This window comes from Escherichia sp. WS2035 (assembly GCF_046487065.1).
Classification (GTDB): domain Bacteria; phylum Pseudomonadota; class Gammaproteobacteria; order Enterobacterales; family Enterobacteriaceae; genus Escherichia; species Escherichia coli.
The window spans coordinates 184049-207774 of sequence record NZ_JBJQKD010000003.1 but is presented as its reverse complement, the minus strand read 5'-3'; the positions used below and the strand labels follow the sequence as shown (position 1 = coordinate 207774).

21 protein-coding genes and 1 riboswitch are annotated in these 23726 nt (G+C 48.6%); of the genes, 6 read left to right on the top strand and 15 right to left on the bottom strand.

Annotation, left to right across the window (positions count from 1 at the left end):
* Positions 1-20 precede the first annotated feature (20 nt).
* Together glnE and hldE are read left to right on the top strand one after the other, a co-directional pair.
* The gene (gene glnE, locus ACJHX4_RS07885) at positions 21-2861 is read left to right on the top strand and encodes a bifunctional [glutamate--ammonia ligase]-adenylyl-L-tyrosine phosphorylase/[glutamate--ammonia-ligase] adenylyltransferase (protein ID WP_001296426.1); all 2841 of its coding nucleotides are present in this window, start codon (positions 21-23) and stop codon (positions 2859-2861) included.
* Between the two features lie 47 nt (positions 2862-2908).
* On the top strand, positions 2909-4342 hold the full coding sequence (hldE, locus tag ACJHX4_RS07880) for a bifunctional D-glycero-beta-D-manno-heptose-7-phosphate kinase/D-glycero-beta-D-manno-heptose 1-phosphate adenylyltransferase HldE (RefSeq protein WP_001531980.1): 1434 nt from the start codon (positions 2909-2911) through the stop codon (positions 4340-4342).
* A gap of 119 nt (positions 4343-4461) precedes the next feature.
* Here hldE and ibsE read toward each other — a convergent pair whose 3' ends face one another.
* The 3 genes from ibsE to ACJHX4_RS07865 form a co-directional block, all read right to left on the bottom strand.
* Positions 4462-4521, bottom strand: a complete 60-nt coding sequence (gene ibsE, locus ACJHX4_RS07875; protein WP_001387082.1) for a type I toxin-antitoxin system Ibs family toxin — start codon at positions 4519-4521, stop codon at positions 4462-4464.
* Positions 4522-4760: 239 nt separating this feature from the next.
* Positions 4761-6422: a flotillin family protein gene (locus tag ACJHX4_RS07870; RefSeq protein ID WP_001296425.1), complete on the bottom strand. Its 1662-nt coding sequence runs from the start codon at positions 6420-6422 to the stop codon at positions 4761-4763.
* Between the two features lie 26 nt (positions 6423-6448).
* Positions 6449-7078: an OB-fold-containig protein gene (locus tag ACJHX4_RS07865; protein WP_000599932.1), complete on the bottom strand. Its 630-nt coding sequence runs from the start codon at positions 7076-7078 to the stop codon at positions 6449-6451.
* 269 nt (positions 7079-7347) lie between these two features.
* Here ACJHX4_RS07865 and glgS point away from each other — a divergent pair, with 269 nt between their 5' ends.
* Positions 7348-7548 (top strand): cell surface composition regulator GlgS, encoded by a 201-nt coding sequence (glgS, locus tag ACJHX4_RS07860; protein ID WP_001296424.1) that lies wholly within the window; start codon positions 7348-7350, stop codon positions 7546-7548.
* A gap of 34 nt (positions 7549-7582) precedes the next feature.
* Here glgS and ubiK read toward each other — a convergent pair whose 3' ends face one another.
* Positions 7583-7882: a ubiquinone biosynthesis accessory factor UbiK gene (ubiK, locus tag ACJHX4_RS07855; RefSeq protein WP_001296423.1), complete on the bottom strand. Its 300-nt coding sequence runs from the start codon at positions 7880-7882 to the stop codon at positions 7583-7585.
* Positions 7883-8003: 121 nt separating this feature from the next.
* Positions 8004-8152: riboswitch (FMN riboswitch) on the top strand.
* Positions 8153-8255: 103 nt separating this feature from the next.
* On the opposite strand from ubiK, the gene ribB reads away from it, so the two are divergent.
* On the top strand, positions 8256-8909 hold the full coding sequence (gene ribB, locus ACJHX4_RS07850) for a 3,4-dihydroxy-2-butanone-4-phosphate synthase (RefSeq protein WP_001076989.1): 654 nt from the start codon (positions 8256-8258) through the stop codon (positions 8907-8909).
* Between the two features lie 53 nt (positions 8910-8962).
* On the opposite strand, the gene ACJHX4_RS07845 is transcribed toward ribB, so the two are convergent.
* The 4 genes from ACJHX4_RS07845 to ACJHX4_RS07830 form a co-directional block, all read right to left on the bottom strand.
* Positions 8963-10012, bottom strand: a complete 1050-nt coding sequence (locus ACJHX4_RS07845) for a pilus protein (protein WP_000631281.1) — start codon at positions 10010-10012, stop codon at positions 8963-8965.
* Positions 10009-10749, bottom strand: coding sequence for a molecular chaperone (locus tag ACJHX4_RS07840; RefSeq protein ID WP_000841836.1), 741 nt, complete (start codon positions 10747-10749; stop codon positions 10009-10011). Before ACJHX4_RS07840 ends, ACJHX4_RS07845 begins: the two co-directional genes overlap by 4 nt.
* A 15-nt stretch (positions 10750-10764) precedes the next feature.
* On the bottom strand, positions 10765-13287 hold the full coding sequence (locus ACJHX4_RS07835; protein ID WP_001060691.1) for a fimbria/pilus outer membrane usher protein: 2523 nt from the start codon (positions 13285-13287) through the stop codon (positions 10765-10767).
* Between the two features lie 84 nt (positions 13288-13371).
* Positions 13372-13935 carry a fimbrial-like protein gene (locus ACJHX4_RS07830; protein ID WP_000915008.1) on the bottom strand — a complete coding sequence of 188 codons (564 nt, stop codon included), beginning with the start codon at positions 13933-13935 and terminating at the stop codon, positions 13372-13374.
* A gap of 578 nt (positions 13936-14513) precedes the next feature.
* Here ACJHX4_RS07830 and ACJHX4_RS07825 point away from each other — a divergent pair.
* Positions 14514-14684 (top strand): hypothetical protein, encoded by a 171-nt coding sequence (locus ACJHX4_RS07825; RefSeq protein ID WP_001296421.1) that lies wholly within the window; start codon positions 14514-14516, stop codon positions 14682-14684.
* A gap of 61 nt (positions 14685-14745) precedes the next feature.
* On the opposite strand, the gene zupT is transcribed toward ACJHX4_RS07825, so the two are convergent.
* The gene (zupT, locus tag ACJHX4_RS07820) at positions 14746-15519 is read right to left on the bottom strand and encodes a zinc transporter ZupT (RefSeq protein ID WP_332279026.1); all 774 of its coding nucleotides are present in this window, start codon (positions 15517-15519) and stop codon (positions 14746-14748) included.
* Between the two features lie 157 nt (positions 15520-15676).
* On the opposite strand from zupT, the gene ygiD reads away from it, so the two are divergent.
* Positions 15677-16450, top strand: coding sequence for a 4,5-DOPA dioxygenase extradiol (gene ygiD / locus ACJHX4_RS07815; protein WP_247773250.1), 774 nt, complete (start codon positions 15677-15679; stop codon positions 16448-16450).
* Between the two features lie 45 nt (positions 16451-16495).
* On the opposite strand, the gene dsbI is transcribed toward ygiD, so the two are convergent.
* From dsbI to tolC, 6 genes are all read right to left on the bottom strand, one after another.
* Positions 16496-17167 carry a protein-disulfide oxidoreductase DsbI gene (gene dsbI, locus ACJHX4_RS07810; protein ID WP_000511508.1) on the bottom strand — a complete coding sequence of 224 codons (672 nt, stop codon included), beginning with the start codon at positions 17165-17167 and terminating at the stop codon, positions 16496-16498.
* Positions 17168-17181: 14 nt separating this feature from the next.
* Complete coding sequence (locus tag ACJHX4_RS07805) at positions 17182-17850, bottom strand: thiol:disulfide interchange protein DsbA/DsbL (RefSeq protein WP_000040020.1); 669 nt, start codon at positions 17848-17850, stop codon at positions 17182-17184.
* Positions 17851-17867: 17 nt separating this feature from the next.
* Positions 17868-19664, bottom strand: a complete 1797-nt coding sequence (locus ACJHX4_RS07800; RefSeq protein WP_001531979.1) for an aryl-sulfate sulfotransferase — start codon at positions 19662-19664, stop codon at positions 17868-17870.
* Positions 19665-20148: 484 nt separating this feature from the next.
* On the bottom strand, positions 20149-21309 hold the full coding sequence (locus tag ACJHX4_RS07795; protein ID WP_000442882.1) for a glutathionylspermidine synthase family protein: 1161 nt from the start codon (positions 21307-21309) through the stop codon (positions 20149-20151).
* A 5-nt stretch (positions 21310-21314) separates the two neighbouring features.
* Complete coding sequence (locus ACJHX4_RS07790; protein ID WP_000831543.1) at positions 21315-21986, bottom strand: DUF1190 family protein; 672 nt, start codon at positions 21984-21986, stop codon at positions 21315-21317.
* A 147-nt stretch (positions 21987-22133) separates the two neighbouring features.
* A complete protein-coding gene (gene tolC / locus ACJHX4_RS07785; protein WP_000735289.1) occupies positions 22134-23615 on the bottom strand; it encodes an outer membrane channel protein TolC in 1482 nt (493 codons plus the stop codon).
* Positions 23616-23726 lie beyond the last annotated feature (111 nt).

Here is a 23726-nt window from a genome sequence, read left to right as displayed (position 1 = left end):
AGGCAAGGATAAAATCGCTTATGAAGCCGCTCTCTTCACCGTTACAGCAGTACTGGCAGACCGTTGTTGAGCGGCTGCCAGAGCCTTTAGCCGAGGAATCACTTAGCGCACAGGCGAAGTCAGTACTTACTTTCAGTGATTTTGTGCAGGACAGCGTGATTGCGCATCCAGAGTGGCTGACGGAACTGGAAAGCCAACCGCCGCAGGCCGACGAATGGCAGCATTACGCTGCATGGTTGCAGGAGGCGCTCAGTAATGTGAGTGACGAGGCTGGGTTAATGCGCGAGCTGCGGCTATTCCGGCGGCGCATTATGGTGCGCATCGCCTGGGCGCAAACGCTGGCACTGGTTACTGAAGAGAGCATATTGCAGCAGCTCAGCCATCTGGCGGAGACGCTGATTGTTGCGGCGCGTGACTGGCTGTATGACGCCTGCTGCCGCGAATGGGGAACGCCGTGCAATGCGCAGGGCGAAGCGCAACCGCTGCTGATTTTAGGCATGGGTAAGCTGGGCGGCGGGGAATTGAATTTCTCCTCAGATATCGATCTGATTTTTGCCTGGCCGGAACATGGTTGTACCCAGGGCGGACGCCGGGAACTGGATAACGCGCAGTTTTTTACCCGCATGGGGCAGCGGCTGATTAAAGTACTGGATCAACCAACGCAGGATGGCTTCGTCTATCGCGTGGATATGCGGCTGCGTCCGTTTGGGGAAAGTGGCCCGCTGGTGCTGAGCTTTGCGGCGCTGGAAGATTATTACCAGGAGCAGGGGCGCGACTGGGAGCGTTACGCGATGGTCAAGGCGCGGATTATGGGGGATAGCGACGGCGTCTATGCTAACGAGTTGCGTGCGTTGCTGCGCCCGTTTGTTTTCCGTCGTTACATCGATTTCAGCGTGATTCAGTCGCTGCGCAACATGAAAGGAATGATTGCCCGTGAAGTGCGTCGACGCGGTTTGACCGACAACATCAAACTTGGCGCAGGCGGCATTCGCGAAATTGAATTTATCGTCCAGGTGTTCCAGCTCATTCGCGGCGGGCGCGAACCGTCGCTGCAATCGCGCTCTTTACTGCCAACGCTCAGCGCCATTGCCGCGCTGCATCTGCTTTCTGAAAACGATGCTGAACAATTGCGAGTGGCGTATCTGTTCCTGCGGCGTCTGGAAAACCTGCTGCAAAGCATTAACGACGAACAAACCCAGACGCTTCCTTCTGATGAGCTTAACCGTGCGCGGCTGGCGTGGGCGATGGACTTTGCTGACTGGCCGCAATTGACCGGGGTGCTGACCGCACATATGGCCAATGTGCGCCGGGTGTTTAATGAATTGATTGGCGACGACGAAAGTGAAACTCAGGAAGAGTCGCTGTCGGAACAGTGGCGTGAGCTGTGGCAGGATGCGTTGCAGGAAGATGACACCACGCCAGTGCTGGCGCATCTTAGCGAGGATGATCGCAAACAGGTGCTAATGCTGATTGCTGATTTCCGCAAAGAGCTGGATAAGCGCACCATCGGGCCGCGAGGACGTCAGGTGCTCGACCATCTGATGCCACATCTGCTAAGTGATGTCTGTGCGCGTGAAGACGCTGCTGTCACGCTGTCGCGCATTACCGCCTTGCTGGTGGGGATTGTTACTCGCACCACTTATCTTGAGCTGCTTAGTGAATTCCCTGCGGCGCTTAAGCATTTGATTTCTCTGTGTGCTGCATCGCCGATGATTGCCAGCCAGCTAGCGCGTTATCCATTATTGCTGGATGAATTGCTCGATCCAAATACCCTCTACCAACCAACGGCGACGGATGCCTACCGTGATGAACTGCGCCAGTATTTGCTGCGCGTGCCGGAAGATGACGAAGAACAACAGCTTGAGGCGCTGCGTCAGTTCAAACAGGCGCAGCTGTTACGCATTGCGGCAGCGGATATCGCCGGTACGCTACCGGTAATGAAAGTGAGCGATCACTTAACCTGGCTGGCAGAAGCCATGATTGATGCCGTCGTTCAGCAGGCGTGGGTTCAAATGGTTGCCCGCTACGGTAAGCCAAATCACCTGAACGAACGCGAAGGGCGTGGTTTTGCGGTGGTCGGCTACGGCAAGCTGGGTGGCTGGGAGTTAGGCTACAGTTCCGATCTTGACCTGATCTTCCTCCATGATTGCCCAATGGATGCGATGACTGACGGCGAGCGGGAAATCGACGGGCGACAGTTTTATCTGCGTCTGGCGCAACGCATTATGCATCTGTTCAGTACGCGAACCTCTTCCGGCATTTTGTATGAAGTGGATGCACGACTGCGTCCGTCCGGGGCGGCGGGAATGCTGGTGACATCCGCAGAAGCATTTGCTGATTATCAGAAAAACGAGGCCTGGACGTGGGAGCATCAGGCGCTGGTGCGTGCGCGTGTAGTGTACGGCGATCCGCAGCTCACCGCGCACTTTGACGCAGTACGCCGGGAGATTATGACGCTGCCGCGCGAAGGCAAAACCCTGCAAACAGAAGTGCGGGAAATGCGCGAGAAAATGCGTGCCCATCTCGGCAATAAACATCGCGATCGCTTTGATATCAAAGCCGATGAAGGCGGAATTACCGATATCGAATTTATTACTCAATATCTGGTGTTGCGCTACGCTCACGAAAAACCGAAGTTAACGCGCTGGTCAGACAACGTGCGCATTCTGGAACTACTGGCGCAAAACGACATTATGGAAGAGCAGGAAGCGATGGCGCTGACCCGTGCTTACACGACGCTGCGCGATGAACTTCATCATCTGGCATTACAGGAATTGCCGGGCCATGTGTCGGAGGATTGCTTCACCGCAGAGCGTGAACTGGTGCGGGCAAGCTGGCAGAAGTGGCTGGTGGAAGAATGAAGTATGGTATTATCGCGCGCAAATTTTGAATCTCTCAGGAGACAGGAATGAAAGTAACGCTGCCAGAGTTTGAACGTGCAGGAGTGATGGTGGTTGGTGATGTGATGCTGGATCGTTACTGGTACGGTCCCACCAGCCGTATCTCGCCGGAAGCGCCGGTACCCGTGGTTAAAGTGAATACCATCGAAGAACGTCCGGGCGGCGCGGCTAACGTGGCGATGAATATCGCTTCTCTCGGTGCTAATGCACGCCTGGTCGGGTTGACGGGCATTGACGATGCGGCGCGCGCGCTCAGTAAATCTCTGGCCGACGTCAACGTTAAATGCGACTTTGTTTCTGTACCGACGCATCCGACTATCACCAAATTACGGGTACTTTCCCGTAACCAACAGCTGATCCGTCTGGATTTCGAAGAAGGTTTCGAAGGGGTTGATCCGCAGCCGCTGCACGAGCGGATTAATCAGGCACTGAGTTCGATTGGCGCGCTGGTGCTTTCTGACTACGCCAAAGGTGCGCTGGCAAGCATACAGCAGATGATCCAACTGGCGCGTAAAGCGGGTGTTCCGGTGCTGATTGATCCAAAAGGTACCGATTTTGAGCGCTACCGCGGCGCTACGCTGTTAACGCCGAATCTCTCGGAATTTGAAGCTGTTGTCGGTAAATGTAAGACCGAAGAAGAGATTGTTGAGCGCGGCATGAAACTGATTGCCGATTACGAACTCTCGGCTCTGTTAGTGACCCGTTCCGAACAGGGTATGTCGCTGCTGCAACCGGGTAAAGCGCCGCTGCATATGCCAACCCAGGCGCAGGAAGTGTATGACGTTACCGGTGCGGGCGACACGGTGATTGGCGTCCTGGCGGCAACGCTGGCAGCGGGTAATTCGCTGGAAGAAGCCTGCTTCTTTGCCAATGCGGCGGCTGGTGTGGTGGTCGGCAAACTGGGGACATCCACGGTTTCGCCGATCGAGCTGGAAAACGCAGTACGTGGACGTGCAGATACCGGCTTTGGTGTGATGACCGAAGAGGAACTGAAGCTTGCTGTAGCGGCAGCGCGTAAACGCGGTGAAAAAGTGGTGATGACCAACGGTGTCTTTGACATCCTGCACGCCGGGCACGTCTCTTATCTGGCAAATGCCCGTAAACTGGGTGACCGTTTGATTGTCGCTGTGAACAGCGATGCCTCCACCAAACGGCTGAAAGGGGATTCCCGCCCCGTTAACCCGCTCGAACAGCGTATGATTGTGCTGGGCGCACTGGAAGCGGTCGACTGGGTGGTGTCGTTTGAAGAGGACACACCGCAGCGCTTGATCGCCGGGATCTTGCCAGATCTGCTGGTGAAAGGCGGCGACTATAAACCAGAAGAGATTGCCGGGAGTAAAGAAGTCTGGGCCAACGGTGGCGAAGTGCTGGTGCTCAACTTTGAAGACGGTTGCTCGACGACCAACATCATCAAGAAGATCCAACTGGATAAAAAAGGCTAACTGGAAAGCGGTTCACAGATCTCGCTTCGTAGCAGGCAGGTCTATTGACGCTGTTGTTTTTTCAACCTAAAGTAAAGGAACAAGGGTAAGGGAGGATTTCTCCCCCCTCTGATGAGTTGTTAGTAAGTCGGGAAACTTAACAGTAACAACACAACCAGTATGATGACGAACTTCATCATAACCCTTTCCTTCTATAAGGCCCCTTCCTCGGGAGGGGCTTTCCCGTTTCAGCCCCTTGCTGACTCCCCGATTGTTGATGAGCGCCGGACCCCGCGCAACGCTTTCCCAGAGGCAGTTTTGCCTTCCCCGAGCAGTCACGCAAAATGCTGCAACAGCCTGATCATTTGCACCTTTTAGCGGAACGCAGATATAAAAAATCCCCGGCTTTTTGGGCCAGGGATTATTCATAGAAGAGGGTTTACTCTGCTTTTTCTTCGACGGGAGTTGTTGAGCTTAAGGATGAAGTCAATGCCGCCAGTGAGCCGCCTGAAACGCCAATTTCATTGAGCAAGGAGTCAATCAGCGGTGCCTGTGTGCGGTAAGAGAGTGCGGCTGATAACGCTTGTTCTGCCAGGTTTCCGCCCCCCACATTACCCGTGTTTGCATCACCCGTAGCGCCGCCACGATTCAGACCATCGACCTGAATAATTTTGATGCCGTCGATAGACTTCATAGGCTCAACGGATTTCTCAATTACCGCAGGCAGCGCCTGCAATAATGCCAGTTTGAATTTAAGGCTGGTTTGTTCATCAGAAAGTACGTTGATAGCATCGTTCAGCGCACGTTGTGCTTCTGCTTCCGCCAGACCCTTTTTACGTGTAGCTTCGGCTAACTCAACGATAGCCGCCGCCTGCATTTCTGCGGCTTCTTTTTCTGCTTTCGCCCGCACGGTCAGTTCAACCGCTTTGGTTTCTGCATCCTGCGCTGCGGCGATCAACGCCACTTGTTTAGCACGATCGGCTTCGGCAGTCTGGCGAGTGGTTTCTACGTTTTGTTGGGCGCTTACTGCTTCTGCGAGTGCAAGGTTAGCACGCGCTTCTGCCTGGGACTGTTGTTCCGATTTGGCGGCAATAGCGATCGATTTCGTCTGGTTAGCGATTTCGGTGACCTGCTGCTGTTCGATCTCTTTAATGCGAACTTCACGTTCGGCCTCAACCTTTCTTGAGCGGACGGCCTGTTCGCGGTCGATTTCCGTTTCCTGAATCTGTCGTTCAGCCAGAATTCGCGTCTGCTCTGCTTCACGACGACGTTCAGCTTCAAAAGCCGCAATTTTCGCATTCTGCTCAGCGGTACGGGTTTTAACCTGCTGCTCCTGCTCAAGCGTCATAAACGCTTCTTGTTGTTCAATCTCCAACTTGCGCGAAAGTGCATCACGGTTTTTCTCACGCACTGCGACTTCCACATCCTGTTCAACTTCGTTACGTTCGCGACGACGGCGCTCCGTCTCCTGAGTCAGTTTGGTTAAACCTTCGGCGTCAAAGGCATTGTTCGGATTGAAATGTTCTTTCGAGGTCTGGTTAAAGTTGGTAAGTGAAACGCTTTCCAGTTCCAGGCCATTTTTCGACAGATCTTCAGCTACGGTATTTTGTACTCCCTGCACGAAGTTCTCGCGGGTATCCTGTAACTCATGCATGGTCATTTGTGCCGCTGTTGCACGGAGGGCATCGACAAATTTATCTTCCACCAGCATACGTAAGTCTTCAGGCGACAGGGTGCGTTGCCCCAGCGTCTGGGCGGCGGTGGCAATCCCTTCTACTGAAGGTTTTACCCGCACAAAGAAAGCAACCACGACATCGACGCGCATACGATCTTTCGTAATCAGGCTATCAATGGTTGAGCGGCTGACTTCCAGCTTCAGGGTATTCATATTGATGGGAATTATTTCATGAAAGATCGGCATCACGATTGCGCCACCGCTCATCACCACTTTTTGCCCACTTAAACCAGTACGAACAAATGCTTGCTCTGCCGAAGCGCGACGATAGAGCCTGGCGAAAATAATTCCAATAATAAACAGAATGCATACGGCGATAATCGCGGTAAACATCCAGGAGGGCACAGAATTAACGATATCATCCATTATTAAATTTCCTTTTGATTAATAAATCACAATATCTGGGGCCAGGGATTATTTTCCGCCAAATATCGCGTTGCAGAAAGTCGGCAAATAATTAACACTTTGTCTCCTTTAGTGAAAGTTTTTCCTTCTTCAGGCTCCAGTAGCAAATAATGTATTTGGCCAAATTGATCGGTGAGTTTTCCTTCGCAGGGGTTACCTGAAGTGGCTTGATGGCCGGTAATTAATGCCATGCTACCAACATATTCTTCTTCTGTAATAGCTGAACTATGGTCGCGTGGAATCCAGGGTGCAACGACTTTACCGGTATAATGCACTGCAATAATTGTAAACAGTAAACTGACAGGAACCACGAACAGGTTGGGGAGTGGTGATTGCCAGAGCGTAACGCAGGCATGTTGCAACAGGATGCCAATAAGACCAAAAAAACCAGCGAGTAAGCAGAGGACGACGAGAGCTGGCAATCTTCCAATATTGAGATAATGAAGTGCCTGGCTAATATGACCTGTGGTTATGGAATCATAATGGTCAAGATGTGCATCAAGAGCACCGGAGAGCATGTGACCGCAGATAAGTGCAAAAATTTCTAAAAGGCCGATCAAGAGTACAAAGGAAATAGCGAAAAGATAAGGGGTGTTATAGTCGGCGAATAAAATCATATGTCACTCCAATGTCCATTTAGTGACGCAATATTTACTTTGGAATAGTTTCCTTGATTACTTTTATCTTTGTTAATAATAACACATGTTTGAGAAGTTCTGGAAGAGAAAGTCTTTTAATATGGTTTTTTTATTTTTCACTAAAAAGTGTGATCGGGGACAATATATTTACGCACGTTATGTTTAAAGGCACTACACTAATTGGGGAATACTGAAATCAGAAAAAGCATATGGCCTTAAAAGGTATGCAATAACCGGAGGATGTGCTTATGGATCATAGTCTTAATTCTTTAAATAATTTCGATTTTCTCGCGCGTAGTTTTGCCAGAATGCACGCAGAAGGTCGCCCGGTCGATATTCTGGCCGTTACTGGTAACATGGATGAAGAACATAGAACCTGGTTTTGCGCACGTTATGCCTGGTATTGCCAACAGATGATGCAAACCAGAGAACTTGAATTAGAACACTGATATTACGGGCCGTCTGGCCCGTTTTTGTGGTGCTTTATTCTGCTTTATCAACTGGCGGGATAGCCGGAGGAGATTGAAGTTCTGCTGCCGGATTATTGCGCGCTTCCAGTTCGCTGATGCGCTGCTCCAGTAACGCCAGTTTTTCACGAGTCCGTAACAGGACTTGCGTCTGAACGTCGAATTCTTCGCGGCTTACCAGATCGAGACGCGTCAGCTGCGCTTGTAGGGTTTGGCGGATTTTTTTCTCCACATCTTCCCCGAACTCCCTGATTCCTTTAGGCATTGATTCGTGAACCTGGCGAGCGATTTGCTCAATTTTTTTCGGGTCAATCATTGTAGTTTCCCTGTACTGATAGGTGTTGAGTGCCATTGTAGTGCGATAAGGGTAAGTCATAAACCAGAATTATGTGAAGCTATGCGTTGCTGGCGCTAATCATTAGCGTTATAGTGAATCCGCTTATTCTCAGGGCGGGGCGAAATTCCCCACCGGCGGTAAATCAACTCAGTTGAAAGCCCGCGAGCGCTTTGGGTGCGAACTCAAAGGACAGCAGATCCGGTGTAATTCCGGGGCCGACGGTTAGAGTCCGGATGGGAGAGAGTAACGATTCTGTCGGGCATGGACCCGCTCACGTTATTTTGGCTATATGCCGCCACTCCTAAGACTGCCCTGATTCTGGTAACCATAATTTTAGTGAGGTTTTTTTACCATGAATCAGACGCTACTTTCCTCTTTTGGTACGCCTTTCGAACGTGTTGAAAATGCACTGGCTGCGCTGCGTGAAGGACGCGGTGTGATGGTGCTTGATGATGAAGACCGTGAAAACGAAGGCGATATGATCTTCCCGGCAGAAACCATGACCGTTGAGCAGATGGCGCTGACCATTCGCCACGGGAGTGGTATTGTTTGCCTGTGCATTACTGACGATCGCCGTAAACAACTCGATCTGCCAATGATGGTAGAAAATAACACCAGCGCCTATGGCACCGGTTTTACCGTGACCATTGAAGCAGCTGAAGGTGTGACTACCGGTGTTTCTGCCGCTGACCGTATTACGACCGTTCGCGCAGCGATTGCCGATGGCGCAAAACCTTCAGATCTGAATCGCCCAGGCCACGTTTTCCCACTTCGCGCGCAGGCAGGTGGTGTACTGACGCGTGGCGGTCATACTGAAGCGACTATCGATCTGATGACGCTGGCAGGCTTTAAACCAGCTGGTGTGCTGTGTGAGCTGACTAATGACGATGGCACGATGGCGCGTGCACCAGAGTGCATTGAGTTTGCGAATAAACACAATATGGCGCTCGTGACTATTGAAGACCTGGTGGCATACCGTCAGGCACATGAGCGTAAAGCCAGCTAATGACGTGAAATACTAAATATGAAAATGCCGGGGTGTTCCCGGCATTTTGCTGTTCAGTTATAGTTTATTTTTACGATGAGATCTTTTTTGAAAGGCCCATAAACGAGAGTCTCCCCCGGTTTTTGTGAAAGTTCAGCCTGGTAATCACGGGTAACCATCGCTCCAGTCTGACCTGGAATATATGTGGTGAAGCGTTTGTACTTATTAAACTTAATGTCTTCTTGTGTTTTTTGATCAGTAATACGCATTAACAAACCATTACCCATTTCCAGATGCGTATCATCATGTAACGTATCTGTCGTATAAAAACTGGTGACAACATCAAATTGCTCGGTACAGTCGGCAGCAACATCTTTTATAGTAGATACGCTAAATGCAGCTTTGGGTCGATAAGTAGCAATAGAGTTTGCAGAGATTTGCCCGAAATTAACGATCTGGCTTTCTGGAAAAATACGGACATCGACACTACAATCAAGAAATAAAATATTATTTAATCCATCAATAATATAACGTAGATTTTTATTATCTGCTGCTAAGTTAGCACCACCTTCACCATCAAATTGCAGAACATTTACCACGCCAAAATCCCAGGTTTGATCCACTGCTGGACGTGCTTTAAATTTCACATATGCGCGAAAACGGGCATTAAACGTGACATTTTTTTGTAGGGTGCTGCCATTACAAACTGGATCATGATAAATACCACCATAATACTGTTCATACTTATCCAGACAGGCGAAAGTATCAATTCCTACATCGCTATCTTCATAGTCCACACCATTATAGGTTACACCGAATGTCAGGTATGGGTTATTCAAAATGTCTGCACTATTTATAGCCGGCATTTTAATCCAGGCATAAATATTTTCTGCGGGATCATCAGCTCTCCATCCTGTCGCGTTATCACAATATACCGTAACATTAACGTCATCGCTTTCCCAAATTTTTTGTCCCGGCTGGGCGTTTTCTGGAATTCTGAAGGAAGGTAAAGTACCACGTATTTGTGTATTACCACCTCTTTGATCCTGATAGCAATTTACAGCATAAACTGAAACGTTATAAAAAAGGCAAAGAATCGCCAGTAAACGGAAAAGCGTAATCATATTTTTCCCTTCTTAGCAGGAGAGCTTTGGCAGAGGGATTGGACGGAATTACATTCGACTTTAAACATCTCCAGTCCACCATAGTCAGCAACAAAGCCTAACTGGAAAGTTGAGGGCAAGTTGTTCAAGTATTGAGTTGCAGAAGCAAACGGAGTCACCATAATGCTGTCTGCACCGGGCATCAGTGTCTTGCCGTTAGTACCGATATACCCGACGGTGATGTGATAAGGCGTTGGATTATTGAGTGTCAGCCCTGCAGCGGTCCGTGTTATTGTGACTTTTTGTAAAGGCACCATCTGCCCTTCTTTTAATTCGATTGCTTTCGGACGCCAGAATAATTTCAGTCGACTCTGCATGGCGATTTGCATCACATTCTGTTCTTTAGTGCGAGGCGGAATTTCCCGCACGTTATAGTAGAACAGCGTTTCTCTGTCCTGCGGTAAGTTGTTTAATGAGGCCAGCGCCATCAGGCGAATTTGTACCTGTTCATCCGGCTCAATACGTTCCATCGGCGGCAGTGTTGATATGTAACCACGCGTTTTTTTACCGCTGGCATCTTCAATCCACGACTGAGCCAGATAGGGATCGATTTTACTTTGGTTAGTCAGACGGACCGTTGCGCTTTTATTCGAAGCATTAAAAATGATACGTGTCCTGTCGGGGGAGACAGTCGCCTGGGCAAAATTGCAGATCCCCAGTAAACAAATCATTCCTGTTGTGATTAATGGTGATTTCATTATATTCATCCTGAATTATTTGACTGTTTTACAAGGTAAAATTATTGCGCTTTCGCTAATGTTACTTTGGTTTGGCGGCGTGACTTCACAGGTATTATCACCCCAGGTTAAATGCAGAATACTGTTTTCCTGAATACCGCTGAGATAAACGAAGCCGTCTTCCGCGACCAGGCCCACATCTTTACCTGTCGCTTTATCCGTGACATTCACACCTAGTGGAGGGAAGCGGCCATTTTCCTGACGAATAACGCCGACGATTTGGTATCCGGTGGTGGCATTCAGTTTTGCGTAGCCGATGGCACCCTGGGTGAGCGTAGTACGAATAACCGAGTTTTCGACATCGACACCTTCTGGCAGATCGTTATTGTTCACCCGCAACATGGAGGTGGTGTAGTTCGATAACGAAGGTACAACGGCAATGCCCAGCCCGTTGGTAACAGTTCGGTTAGAGTTGATTTCAACGCCGGAGATGCCGTCGGTATCGACCATCATGCGGGCGTTATCAGCATAGCTATAATCGTGAAGGGCGACACCATGACGTGTAGCGGTAAGTGAACCGTACCAGCCTGCGGTAACAGAATTGTACTGATTCGGCTGTACACTGCCGTTAATGTTCAGACGTCCCCACGGTGAATAGTGCTGGTAGCTGCCGCGCAGTGTTGGTTCGCCATCACGTATATTGTCGTCCGTTGCCGACGCTGAAATATTCCAGATATTGTTGCGATCTGATGAATCGTACCAGGAAATCATCTGCGAAGTATTACTGCTTCCCGTACGCTGCATACTGTAGGAGATGTTGCGGTTTTGTTGTAAAGGTAGAGAGAAAGAGAAGTAATATTGATTCTCTTCGTCGTCATCCCAGCGGATTCGACTTACTGCCAGCGATGCAGAGATACCTTTGAAATCGCCAATATCAAAGTTTTTGCTTACAGATACGGAGTAGTTGGTATTGCTGGCGCTGTCCCAATAAGTATTGCGTGTAACGTTGAGATAAGAGTTTAATTCCAGTGTTTCAAAGTACTGGTTCAAGGAAATGACATAACTCTCTTTTTCATTATCAATTGACTCATCGCCATTACGCGAGCTTAGGTACTCACTCATCGACACGTAATCTTTATCTGAGAAGCGATAACCCGCGAAGGTAATCTGACTACCTGTCGATTCGAAATGCTTTGCATAGTTGAAGCGATAGCTGTAACCACGCAGATTGTCGCTATTTTGTTTCTGCAAAGACGCGTCTGCTCCGGTGACATCAAAAGAAAGCGAACCGAATTGGTTAAGATTAAAGCCAATACCGGTAGTGATAGCCTGATAATCATCAGCGGTGAACATGCCGCCACCATACAGCGACACATTGTTCAACCAGCCCCAGGAGGCTTCCGCCGTCCAGAAAAAGGGATTATTGATATCGTTATGCCCGACGGATGTCGGTTTTCCCAGCGACGTTTTATAGCGCACTTGCCCTTTACGGGTTAAATAGGGAATGGATGCGGATCCAACCTGGAAGGTGCTGGTGCGGCCATCTTCTTCTTCCACTGTGACATCCAGCTGCCCCTGAAACGATTGCCCCAAATCAGAAATAGTAAAAGGGCCTGGCGCGACAGTGGTTTGATAAAGTACACGACCATTTTGTGCCACAGTTACTTTCGCGTTGGTCTGCGCGATGCCGGTAATTTGTGGCGCATAACCCTGTAAATCTGGCGGCAGCATGCTTTCATCACTTTCCAGCGATGCGCCAGTAAAGTGGAAGGTATCGTAAAGATTGGAGCTCAGGTCGTACTGGCCCATAGTGAATTTTGACGACCAGGAGGGGATAGGGCGAAACAGATAAGTTCGCGCAAATTCGCTGTCGCGGTTTACCGAGCGTCCATCAGCAAAATTCTGATTATATTGGTAATCGCTACGTAAGCGCCATGCGCCGAGGTTAAAGCCTAACGTACCATAGGAGCTGACGTTTTGGGTGCTGTCTCCATGATGTGGGGCATATTGGCTGGCGTACACATTGTAATCAAGGATAAACCCGGCGATACCGGTATCCCAAAACTCTGGTGGCGTCCAGTTTGTTGCCTGGTATTTTAACCACGCCTGGGGAACACTTAGCGATAATATCATCGTAGCTTTATCAAGCCGTGTCGTTAACTCCTGACGTTGGCTTAAATCGAGACATTCTCTGCCAGCTATGGTTTGCAATGATTCAATAAATTCCGTATTAAGACCGAAACTAGTCAGATCTTCTTTGGTTAAGCAGAGTAACGAACCACTTTCATTATCGGCTTTTACCCATTCCAGTATTAACGCTTGTGGCAACATATTTTTATTTATTTGCACACGAGCGAGGTATCTGCCTGGGGGGATATAGCCTTTTTTCTCAAAACGAGAGATGTCGATATTCTCACGGTCTTCAACATCAATCATATCAACGTTGAATTCCACTGCATGGGCAGGTAAAACGAAGAGTAGCGAACACACTACGCCAGACAGGGCATTTTTAATTGCGTGGGATAATGTATCCCCGGTAAACGTGTTTTTATTGTTCATAAAAATCCATTTCAAAAAAGACCCAAAGTTGCCGATGACATATCATCGGCTTTACCGTCTGACGTTGTGCGTATTAATTGCCGCTTACTTGTAGTCGAGTACGTAATTGGCCTGTGCCTGCACGTTACCCGGGGTCGCGGTGCGTCCCAGAGATTCCATACGGGCTTTAAAGTTCAACTCCTGGTAGGAGTTAGTCGTCGGGAAGTTGATAGTGATTGGAGTGCCAAGAGTCACGTTGGTGTTGTCTGATTTCACCAGACGTACGCCTACATCAGTTGCGCCGCCGATGTTACCTTCCAGAGTGTTTTTAAGCAGGTTGGAGTCGGTAGCGTCAACACTGGCAGAACTAAAGGTGATTTTGACTTTATCAACAGTGTTAGTGCCGTCAGATAAAATACAATCCTGCAAGTGAATGGTGACATCTACAGGAAGAGATTTCTGTCCGCTTTTTAATACAGTATCAGCAACTTCACCGAGGTTTATTGTCTGATCTTCATCACCAGGAGCAATAGAACAAGGCGCATCGATAACTTCACCTTTAAATGTTATTTTACCAGAACCCTGATTTGGGTCATCAGCAAGCGCGTTAAAAGCAACGCCAGATAACAATGCGGTTGCGAACATAGATAACAATGTTTTTTTTAACATGACTATAATCCTTTATAGATTAGGATAGGCTGTGAATGGGACAATTAATACAGGTCTAATTTAATATTAATTGCATAGAGAGATTACCATAGTTAGAGGTGGCCAGATATGTTTATATTGAAGATTGGTTAAGTAAATTTCAAACATATAATTTATAATTATATGTTTGAGCATATTTTTCTGGTTATTAGCTGTTTGAAGTTTTTATAATATATTTAGTGTATATTTTGATTGATAAATAGCCATTTATTTACAGTTATTTACACGGGTGTTGAAGTGGATTAGGGAGTGTTTTTTATGAAAATCGGAGGGAGGAATAACTTCAAAGATATAATATATATCTAGTGATACTTATTAAATTTTATTATCCTGAGTAATGTTTTATGGAGAATTGATACATAATCAATATTATCGATCGATTGTTTTTTGAACAATCATGAGATATAATACAACACTTACTATGATCGAAATCATATACATGATCCACAACTATGCGAGTATATGAATATATTCAACGTTGGATATGTGAAATTTTAACGCTAAATGTTTAGTAATGTTAAATTTTGAAGGTGAAAAGGATGTTTATTGCCTGGTACTGGATTGTATTAATTGTTCTACTAGCTGGTGGCTATTTTCTTCATCTTAAACGTTACTGTAAAGCTTTTCGCCATGACAGAGATGCGCTGTTAGCTGCCCGAAGTAAATTAGATAAACGCTCCGATAAAGAAGTGTTTGAAAAGCATCAATAATACCTTTAATAACGATACAGATGTTGCCTTTAGCAATGGGCAACATCTGTCATTATCATCTTTAACCAATTCCTGCCGTTTGTAGCAGCACTAAACTGAATCCCATCACTGACATTCCACATAGCACGCCATAACTGGGGTTATTATTGGGGTCAATCTCTTTGGCGAGCGGCATTAATTCATCAACCGAGAGCGCCACCATAATACCGGCAACCGCCGCCATGATTGCCGCCATGACCACCGGAGAAATCATGCTGCCAAGAATTAACCATGCCAGCACACCACCGAGAATTTCAGCCAGTCCGGAAATCCCCGCCCACAGAATTGCGGTACGTTTTGACCCCGTTGCCGTGTAAACCGGGCCTGCAACCGCCAGACCTTCAGGAATATTGTGCAACGCTACGGCCAGGGCGATACCAAATCCCAGCTCCAGGTTGCTGCTCGCCGTGACAAAGGTGGCAATCCCTTCCGGGAAGTTATGCAGACTGATACCGAGAGTGAGCAGAATGGCTGTGCGCTTGATCGATTTTGGCAACGGCTGCACCGATTTTTGCATTAAATCCTGCGGATGCGCATGTGGCAACATGCGGTCCAGACCAAAATAGCCAAGCAGACCGAAGATAAACATTCCATAACCCAACACAGGTGACATTCCTTCGGCGGCTAATGCGGCAGGAAGCATTTCCATTAATGAGATGAGCAACATGATCCCCGCCGCAAATCCTAGCGAAAACGCCAGTAAGCGGTTCGAGGGTTTTTGCCCGAGAACGCCGAGAAACGCGCCAATAAACGTGGCTGCCCCCGCCAGTATGGTCAGAATGAGAGGTACTGACATCGACAACTCCTTATAAATCTTCACCTTCAGGCAGATCGTCAAAATAACTGATGATCATCATCATTGTTATCCGGGTTCTTACTCCGCCGAACAAGCGTATTGTGAGGATATCAAAATGACACCTTTAGTTAAGGATATCATCATGTCTTGAACACGTATGCCAGCATTGTTTTTAGGTCACGGTAGTCCGATGAACGTGCTGGAAGATAATTTGTATACCCGCAGCTGGCAGAAGTTGGGGATGACATTGCCACGCCCGCAAGCGATTGTGGTGGTTTCGGCTCATTGGTTTACCCGTGGAACAGGAGTGACCGCGATGGAGACGCCGCCCACGATTCATGACTTTGGTGGCTTCCCGCAGGCGCTGTACGATACGCATTATCCTGCTCCGGGTTCACCTGCGCTGGCACAGCATCTGGTTGAGCTGTTAGCGCCGGTCCCTGTGACGCTGGATAAAGAAGCCTGGGGCTTCGACCACGGCTCGTGGGGCGTACTGATTAAGATGTATCCTGACGCCGATATCCCGATGGTGCAGTTGAGTATCGACAGTAGCAAACCTGCCGCCTGGCATTTCGAAATGGGGCGCAAACTCGCGGCGCTGCGTGATGAAGGGATAATGTTGGTCGCCAGTGGCAACGTGGTGCATAACCTGCGTACAGTGAAGTGGCACGGTGATAGTTCACCGTATCCGTGGGCGATGTCGTTTAATGAGTATGTGAAAGCGAATCTGACGTGGCAAGGGCCGGTGGAACAACATCCTCTGGTGAATTATCTCGACCATGAAGGTGGCGCGTTATCGAACCCAACGCCAGAGCACTATCTGCCGTTGTTGTATGTCTTAGGGGCGTGGGATGGGCAGGAGCCAATTACCATTCCGGTCGATGGTATAGAAATGGGCAGTTTAAGTATGCTGTCGGTGCAGATAGGTTAATAAAAGAACCCGAAGCCAGAATGACTGGCTTCGGGTGTTGCTGAGTTAGCCTCTGATGATTTTAAGCGCCCATGCGCCACTCATAATGACCAGCAGCACCAGACACATACCAAAAGCCAGCATACAAGCCTGAGCCATATTCATAAAATGCCATGGTGGTAGCAGATACCAGCCTTCAGATTGCTGATACATTTCCACAAACCACTGTTGCGTGCTGCTCAGTGTGACGCCATCAGGAACGATTGGTGCGTCATAGCCACAATCCCCGGTAGGCTTGAACCAATTTGGTGCCCACTGTGCCAGCGGCAGGTTAAAGGGAAAAGTGGGATCGGTAGAGCAACCCTGTACGCCAAACAGTGAATCGGGATCCGGATTATGTACTGCATGGTGGATATCGTTCAGTTTGAGCGAAAACTTCAGTCCCAAAATGCTGCCGTAAAATGCCATCACGCAGCCAATTAGCTTGAGGATGATGTTCTTTGGATTGATCGCTGCAACCAATCCTCCAATCACCATCACAAACATGGCGTAGCGAATGTATACACATTGCTCACAGGGTGCCATGTAGAGATAGATCTGGAAGAAAGAGTGCGCCAGGATAATTAACGTGCCCATCGCAACGGCCATTAACAACCACAACAAGCGTTGCTCCTGCCATCTGACCAGTGTGTCAACTGGTGATGTGCGAAGATCTTTCCACATTCCCTTAATACCCATAGCCTGTTTCCCTGTTATTTGCTTGCTAACTCACGGATAAGGTCTGCCATCGCGTCGATGGATTTGATGCTCTTGGTGTAGATCAAGTACTTACCATTAACGACATAGGCTGGAACCCCCTGGATTTTGGCGACATCATAAGAGGCTTTCCATTTTTCCAGTGTTTCTTGAACTGCTGGTTCTTTCAGTGCCGCTTCAAAATCCGCCTGACTCATACCTGCGGCATCCAGACCAGTTTTGATAAAGGCAGCGGGATCTTTACCGTCAGACCAGCGTTCTTTTTTGTCGTGATAAGCCGCGTAGTAGGCAAACTTGGCTTTCTTAAACTGAGAGTTAGCATCAAATAAGGAAATGCCTGCTGCTTTATCTTTATTGATCAAGACCGCAAAGACTTCGCTTGCTTGTTTGCCGTATTCACCTTTGGTTTCCAGATGGAACGGCGTGAAAGCAACGATATCTTTCACTTTTTCCGATACCGGACCGGTAACCGCTTTGTCGTACTTGTAACAGAACGGGCAGGCGTAGCTAAATACCTTAATCAGCGTTTTGTCGGCATTCGGAATAGGTTTTTCCAGAACCATGTAATCCGTGCCTTCGGTAAATGCAGAAGCGGTAAATGAAACAGCCAAAGCTGCGGTAAGCAGTATGGTTTTAAATAGTGATGAGATCCCTAATTTCGACATTTTTATTCCCTTCTTAATTATTTGAACATCTGTTGTGGACGGACTAACAGTGCACGATAGTGAGTCTGATTGGGTTTATCTGACAGCACGTCGATTTCCACTTTCACTTCTTTGGTTTTGTAATCGATTTCGTTCAACTTACCGATGGTTGGCTGCCCGACATCGAACAAATGAATAGAACCACCGAAGCCAAACATGGTGTTACGGTCGGCTTGATATTCAATGATGGAGGTAATCGGGCTATAGAAATCGTAGCCACGTTCTTTACCGTATTCCCACACTTGCTGAACGGTGCCTTTCTTCTCATCAATCTTATATTCCACAAAGCGGGAGTATTTCATGGTTGGTAAGGCAGGTTGTTCCAGATGACGCCCATCGCCATTATCAAAAATGGTGAGCGTTCCTTTGCTGGAAATCCAGGCGGTATGCTGGGTGTAGGTAAAGTCGAAGTCTGAGTTTTCGCACAGGCCATTTTCGTTACAGGTAATTGGCTTACCGTTAGCATCAACCGGTTTCAGCAGCTTGCTGGCCAGCGGTTTTTCCCAACCTTTAGAGGGCGCAAGGATCCATTTCACTTGCTTATCACGACCAATCTTCACAACACCCTGGTGGCGAGAGGAGAGGATGATAGAGTCATCTTTTGCGTCATAGGCGATAGAGTTCACGTGCGCCCAGTTGCGGCCTGGCCCTACACCCAGCGCGTCGCCGAACGGTGTATCTGGTTCCAGTTTTGCCTGTTGTCCTGCATGGGCAAGGTCAACGTTAACGCAAACTGCACCTGCATCCAGCGCGCCGAGCAGTGCATCGCGTTTCGGATCGAGGATCTTGGTCAGATCCCATACATCGACAACGCGACCAGATTTATCGACTTCGAGGATATGGTCACGAATGGTGGTGACGTGTACGCCGTCATCGCGACGATAGTTACTCTTACCTACGCGCAACAGTACCGTGCCATTTGGCGTCTCAATGGACTCATGAGTGGCGTCAGCAAATCCGCGCGGTAGTTTGTGATCTTCGAGCACCTGCCCCATCATGTCGAACTCGTACCAGTGCTGACCTTGTACAGCGGTAAAGGTGCCGCGTGGCGTTTCACGGATACCCATCAGATAACCACGTTTGTTAATGTTGCGGTCACGACCATCGTAGAAGGTGTTTTGATCCAACCACCAGCGGTATTCGCCTTCCGTATCGACGATAAAGGTGAATGGCGCGATATCAAAAGGGAGTGCGCCAGTTGCCGGACCCGCATCAAGGATACCGGCATTTTTATCTTTCTCACCATGCCAGTGGAGATCGGAACCTTGGGCGGTAAAGGTGTGGGTATTAACCAGATAGAGGCGATCTTCAAAACCTGGCGCGACTTTAACGACTTTGGTTTGCTGTAGGTCGGAGATGGAGCGGTTATCCATGTAATTGTTGACGATGGCGGAAGTCTGCACCACGTAATCATCTTTCATGGCCTTACCGTTTTCTTTCCACTCAACGGTCACTTTGTTCGCAAACTTCTGGTAAAGACCAAAAATCGGTACACCATCGTAAGTTTTCAGTGACTCGTTGCCCACTTTATAGCTGATGTCAACGCCTTTTTCGCCCTTCCCGTGGACGGTAACTTTGACGTCAGAAATAACATGGCTGTCTAAATCAACCAGCGCGGTTAAGGGCGCATTACCGTAGGGATCGACGATAATCGCCCCAAGCTGCCCGGCAGGCGGTGCTGGTTTAAAACCCGCAGCCATCACCCCCGATGCTGACAAACCCTGGGTTATCGCCACAGTTCCGGCTACGAGTGTTTTTCTATATTTATCAAACATGGATATATCTCCTTATATAACGCAAATATATAATAATGATGAATATCGACTGTTGAGAGGGTGCTAATAAATTCGTTACGTGAATATAAATATTAATTCAATAAAGAGTGAGAATGTTTTTGTGTTTCTTTTAAATATGTTGTTATTCGGTGAAACAAATATTTATGTTTAATGGATAGTAGGGGGGCAATATATCAATCACAATGTTCAATACTGTGTAGTGTGATCCCTGCAACATTGTTTTTTAATTATTAAATTTAAATCTGGTGAGATAAAAGTAAAGTATTTAAATAATATCAAATAGTTATGTTGTGATGTATTCACTTACTTTAATTACAATATCGCTTGCATATGACGATTTAACATTAAATTGAGTATTAATGTTAAATAAAGGTTGGATATGTATGTGTTTATATATTGATGGGAATTATGAATGGTGGATTATAAGAGATTGCCCCGCTTATCGGGGCAATATTAAGCTGTATTACTCAACAAAAATATGTGGATAAAACCGAGACATATCCTGGGTGATCAATGCACGGTCTTCACGAATGCCAATTCCGGCAGGTTGATCGTTCACCAGCCAGCTACCAATCAGCATATAGCTGTCGCCGAATTTCGGTAACGGGTGGAATTGCTGAACAATCATCCCTTCTTCGCCATACGGACCTTCCGCTGCTTCAATGGTTTTGCCGTTCTCAATGATCGACACGTTTGCGCCTTCACGGGAGAAGATCGGTTTAACCACATATTTTTCCATTTGCGGATGATCATCTTCCGCAAAATAAGCGGGCAGCAGGTTCGGGTGATTCGGGAACATCTCCCACAGTAGCGGTAGAAGCGCTTTGTTGGAGATAATGCTCTTCCACGCCGGTTCCAGCCAGCGTACGCCTGCATCCTCCAGCTTGGTGGAGAACATCTCACGCAACATAAATTCCCACGGATACAGCTTGAACAGGTTGGAAATCACCTGATCCTGTAAATCCGTGAACTGACCTTTTTCACCTAACCCGATATCGTCAATGTAGAGGAACTCGGTGGCGATTTCAGCTTCCGTTGCGCAGTCCTGCAAATACTGAATGGTTCCGCGATCTTCCACCGTGTCGCGACAGCAGGTGAGATGCAGCAACTGGAAGCCATACTGTTCACGCAGCTCAACGAAGCGATCGATCAGCTTTTCTTGCAGACTGTTAAACTGGTCGCTGCCCTCCGGCAAGTTACCGGCGTTAAGCTGATCTTCCAGCCAGATCCACTGAAAGAACGCCGCCTCGTATAGTGACGTTGGCGTATCGGCGTTATTTTCCAGAAGTTTAGGTTCGCCAGTGCCATCCCACGCCAGATCAAGACGCGAATAAAGCGATGGCTGGTGCGTCAGCCATGACTGGCGCACAAAACTCCAGGTGTGTTTTGGTATGCGGAATTTGGTCATCAGCTCATCGCTGGCGATCACTTTTTCCACCACTTTCAGGCACATCTGGTGCAGTTCGGCGGTGACTTCTTCCAGCTTTTCAACCTGAGAGAGGGTCAACTTGTAGTAAGCATCTTCACACCAGTACGGCTCGCCGTACATGGTGTGAAAATTGAAACCGTATTCGTGGGCTTTTTCGCGCCAGTCCGGGCGCTCGGTAATACTGACTCTTTCCATCGGTATCAGCCACCCATTGAACGAGAAGAGGTGCCGGTTGCGCTACGCTGCATAGTGCTTTGTTTGGCAACAGATTCACCAAAACCGCCACGGGTAACAGTAGTAGTGGTCGCCGGTTTTGGTGCCATTGCCGTCTTCGGTACGGTCATGGTGCGGCCTGGCTGGGCTGCGCCATAGTTTTTACCGGTCGCGTCGGTATATTTACCGTAAGCCGGGCTGGCCGGGTTTTTCGAGGAGAACAGCGGCTGCTGTGCAAATCCCGCGCCGCCGCCCATCAGACGTCCCATCATGTAACCGGCCATCAGCGGCATCCAGAAACTCCCGCTGGATTGCTGGGCCTGCGCCTGGTTTTCTGGTGCCATGCCAGCCTGGGCTGGTGCCTGCTGGCACTGACCTTCACCAAATTCAGCAACACAGTCTTCACGGGTGGCGTATTTCGGCGCAGTACGTTCGGCTTCTTTCAGCGCATTGTTGTACGCGGTGGTACATTCGGCGCTTTTGCCTGGGTTTGCAGCTGAACAGTCGTCAGCATTTTGATAGAGAGACACTGTTTCATCACTCTTTTCACAGCCCGCCAGCATAAAAACAGTGGCAACCGCGAGAGCGACTGGTGTCAGATGGCGTGCGCTCCAGTTTTTGCGGAACGATGCGTGGCGTATGGATTTTGTCCGTTTCATTTTTGTCTTCCGGGACCAGTGGTAAATACCCATCAGAATAGAGGATGGCTGGTCGAAATTGAAGCGAGAAGGGGGAAGAATGCGGCAGATAACCCGTATCTTTACGTTGCCTTACGTTCAGACGGGGCCGAAGCCCCGTCGTCGTCGTCAGTTACGGAAAGGGTTATGACCGTTACTGGTGGTAGTGCGTGCGGATGTTTGCTGAACGACTGGTGCCGGGCTATCAGGCGCATAACCATCAGCAATAGCATTCTGTTCCGGCGTTTGCGGGGCAACGTTTTCCGGATTAGTGGAAACCGGTTTGCTCAGCGCATTGTTCAGTGCCAGCAGATCCTGCTCGTTCAACGTACCCAGAGCTGACTTAATATTCAACTGGTTAATCAGGTAGTTATAACGCGCATTTGCCAGCTCTTGCTTAGCGTTGTACAGCGTGGTGGTCGCATCCAACACATCAACAATGGTACGCGTACCGACCGAGTAACCCGCCTCCATCGCGTCTAATGAGCTTTGAGCGGAAACTACGGCTTGTTTGTAGGCGTTAATGCTACTGATAGAAGCATTAATGTTGTTGAAGGAGGAACGTACGGTTTGTACGACGCTACGATGCGCGCTTTCCAGTTGCTCGCTGGCACCAACAAAGTTGTACTGGGCCTGTTTCACCTGCGAGTTAACCATTCCGCCCTGATAAATCGGCAGCGAGAAGCTCAGGCCAACTTTGTTCTGGCCCATATTGCTATCGTCATACTGGGTACCAGCGGCACCACGGGTTTTCGAACCGCTATAAGAGGTGTCAGAAATCCCGGTAGAAGCCGTTAAATCCAGAGTCGGTAAGTGACCATCCTGCGCCTGGCGAATTTGCTCGCGCGCCAGGTCCTGGCTCAAACGCGCCTGTAACAGGGACAGGTTGCGTTTTTCGGCTTCTTTCAGCAGCGTGTTAACCGGCTGTGGTTTGTCGGTTTTAAAGTTTTCGACATTCAGCGCCGCCAGTTCCGGATAGTAGTTACCGGTGATCTGGCGCAGCTGCTCTACCGCGTTATCAAGGTTATTACGTGCGGTCACTTCGTTCGCCAGCACGGTATCGTACTGTGCGCGGGCGTTCTGCACGTCGGTGATCGCTACCAGGCCCACGTTAAAACGTTGGGTGGTTTGATCTAATTGACGGTAGATCGCTTCTTTTTGCGCCTGTGTATAGGAAAGAACGTCAATCGCATTCAACACGTTGAAATAAGCGGTCGCGGTGTTGAGGATCAAGGTTTGTTGATCGGTCTGATACGTGACGTCCTGAATCCCAGCTGCTTTTTCCTGCAGCGTTAACGCACGCCATTTCGACATATCAAAAATGGATTGAGTTAACTGCAGGGACGCACTGGTCGCGTTAGAGTTGATGCCGTTCGCGTCGCGGTAGCCGTTGCTATAGGTGTAATCTGCACCTAAACCTAGCTGTGGCAGTAATGGACTGCGCGCTTCATTAATTTTTTCAAAGGCAGCATCACGATCGGCGGCAGACTTACGCAATTCCGGGTTACTAAGGCGTGCTTGCTGATAAACTTGCATCAGGTTCTCGGCCTGGCTCAACGAACTGAACCCAGAGAGGCTCAGGCCGATAAGAATGGGGAGCAATTTCTTCATTTGCATTCCTTGTGGTGAAGCAGTATTTAGCGCGATCAAACTGTAAAATTATTGCGGATTCTAGCAGAAGCCGCTACCGCAAAAGGTTGGCGTTACGTGCCATAGGGCGTT

Excerpts from the sequence above, each read along its gene's own strand:
- ACJHX4_RS07835 (WP_001060691.1), bottom strand. The coding sequence starts at position 13,287 with ATGAACAATAAAAACACGTTTACCGGGGATACATTATCCCACGCAATT.
- ACJHX4_RS07870 (WP_001296425.1), bottom strand. The coding sequence starts at position 6,422 with ATGGATGATATCGTTAATTCTGTGCCCTCCTGGATGTTTACCGCGATT.
- ACJHX4_RS07825 (WP_001296421.1), top strand. The coding sequence starts at position 14,514 with ATGTTTATTGCCTGGTACTGGATTGTATTAATTGTTCTACTAGCTGGT.
- ribB (WP_001076989.1), top strand. The coding sequence starts at position 8,256 with ATGAATCAGACGCTACTTTCCTCTTTTGGTACGCCTTTCGAACGTGTT.
- dsbI (WP_000511508.1), bottom strand. The coding sequence starts at position 17,167 with ATGGGTATTAAGGGAATGTGGAAAGATCTTCGCACATCACCAGTTGAC.
- ACJHX4_RS07840 (WP_000841836.1), bottom strand. The coding sequence starts at position 10,749 with ATGAAATCACCATTAATCACAACAGGAATGATTTGTTTACTGGGGATC.
- ubiK (WP_001296423.1), bottom strand. The coding sequence starts at position 7,882 with ATGATTGACCCGAAAAAAATTGAGCAAATCGCTCGCCAGGTTCACGAA.
- ACJHX4_RS07845 (WP_000631281.1), bottom strand. The coding sequence starts at position 10,012 with ATGATTACGCTTTTCCGTTTACTGGCGATTCTTTGCCTTTTTTATAAC.
- ACJHX4_RS07800 (WP_001531979.1), bottom strand. The coding sequence starts at position 19,664 with ATGTTTGATAAATATAGAAAAACACTCGTAGCCGGAACTGTGGCGATA.
- tolC (WP_000735289.1), bottom strand. The coding sequence starts at position 23,615 with ATGAAGAAATTGCTCCCCATTCTTATCGGCCTGAGCCTCTCTGGGTTC.
- ACJHX4_RS07790 (WP_000831543.1), bottom strand. The coding sequence starts at position 21,986 with ATGAAACGGACAAAATCCATACGCCACGCATCGTTCCGCAAAAACTGG.
- ACJHX4_RS07865 (WP_000599932.1), bottom strand. The coding sequence starts at position 7,078 with ATGATTTTATTCGCCGACTATAACACCCCTTATCTTTTCGCTATTTCC.
- ACJHX4_RS07830 (WP_000915008.1), bottom strand. The coding sequence starts at position 13,935 with ATGTTAAAAAAAACATTGTTATCTATGTTCGCAACCGCATTGTTATCT.
- zupT (WP_332279026.1), bottom strand. The coding sequence starts at position 15,519 with ATGTCAGTACCTCTCATTCTGACCATACTGGCGGGGGCAGCCACGTTT.
- ygiD (WP_247773250.1), top strand. The coding sequence starts at position 15,677 with ATGCCAGCATTGTTTTTAGGTCACGGTAGTCCGATGAACGTGCTGGAA.
- ACJHX4_RS07805 (WP_000040020.1), bottom strand. The coding sequence starts at position 17,850 with ATGTCGAAATTAGGGATCTCATCACTATTTAAAACCATACTGCTTACC.
- hldE (WP_001531980.1), top strand. The coding sequence starts at position 2,909 with ATGAAAGTAACGCTGCCAGAGTTTGAACGTGCAGGAGTGATGGTGGTT.
- glgS (WP_001296424.1), top strand. The coding sequence starts at position 7,348 with ATGGATCATAGTCTTAATTCTTTAAATAATTTCGATTTTCTCGCGCGT.
- ACJHX4_RS07795 (WP_000442882.1), bottom strand. The coding sequence starts at position 21,309 with ATGGAAAGAGTCAGTATTACCGAGCGCCCGGACTGGCGCGAAAAAGCC.
- glnE (WP_001296426.1), top strand. The coding sequence starts at position 21 with ATGAAGCCGCTCTCTTCACCGTTACAGCAGTACTGGCAGACCGTTGTT.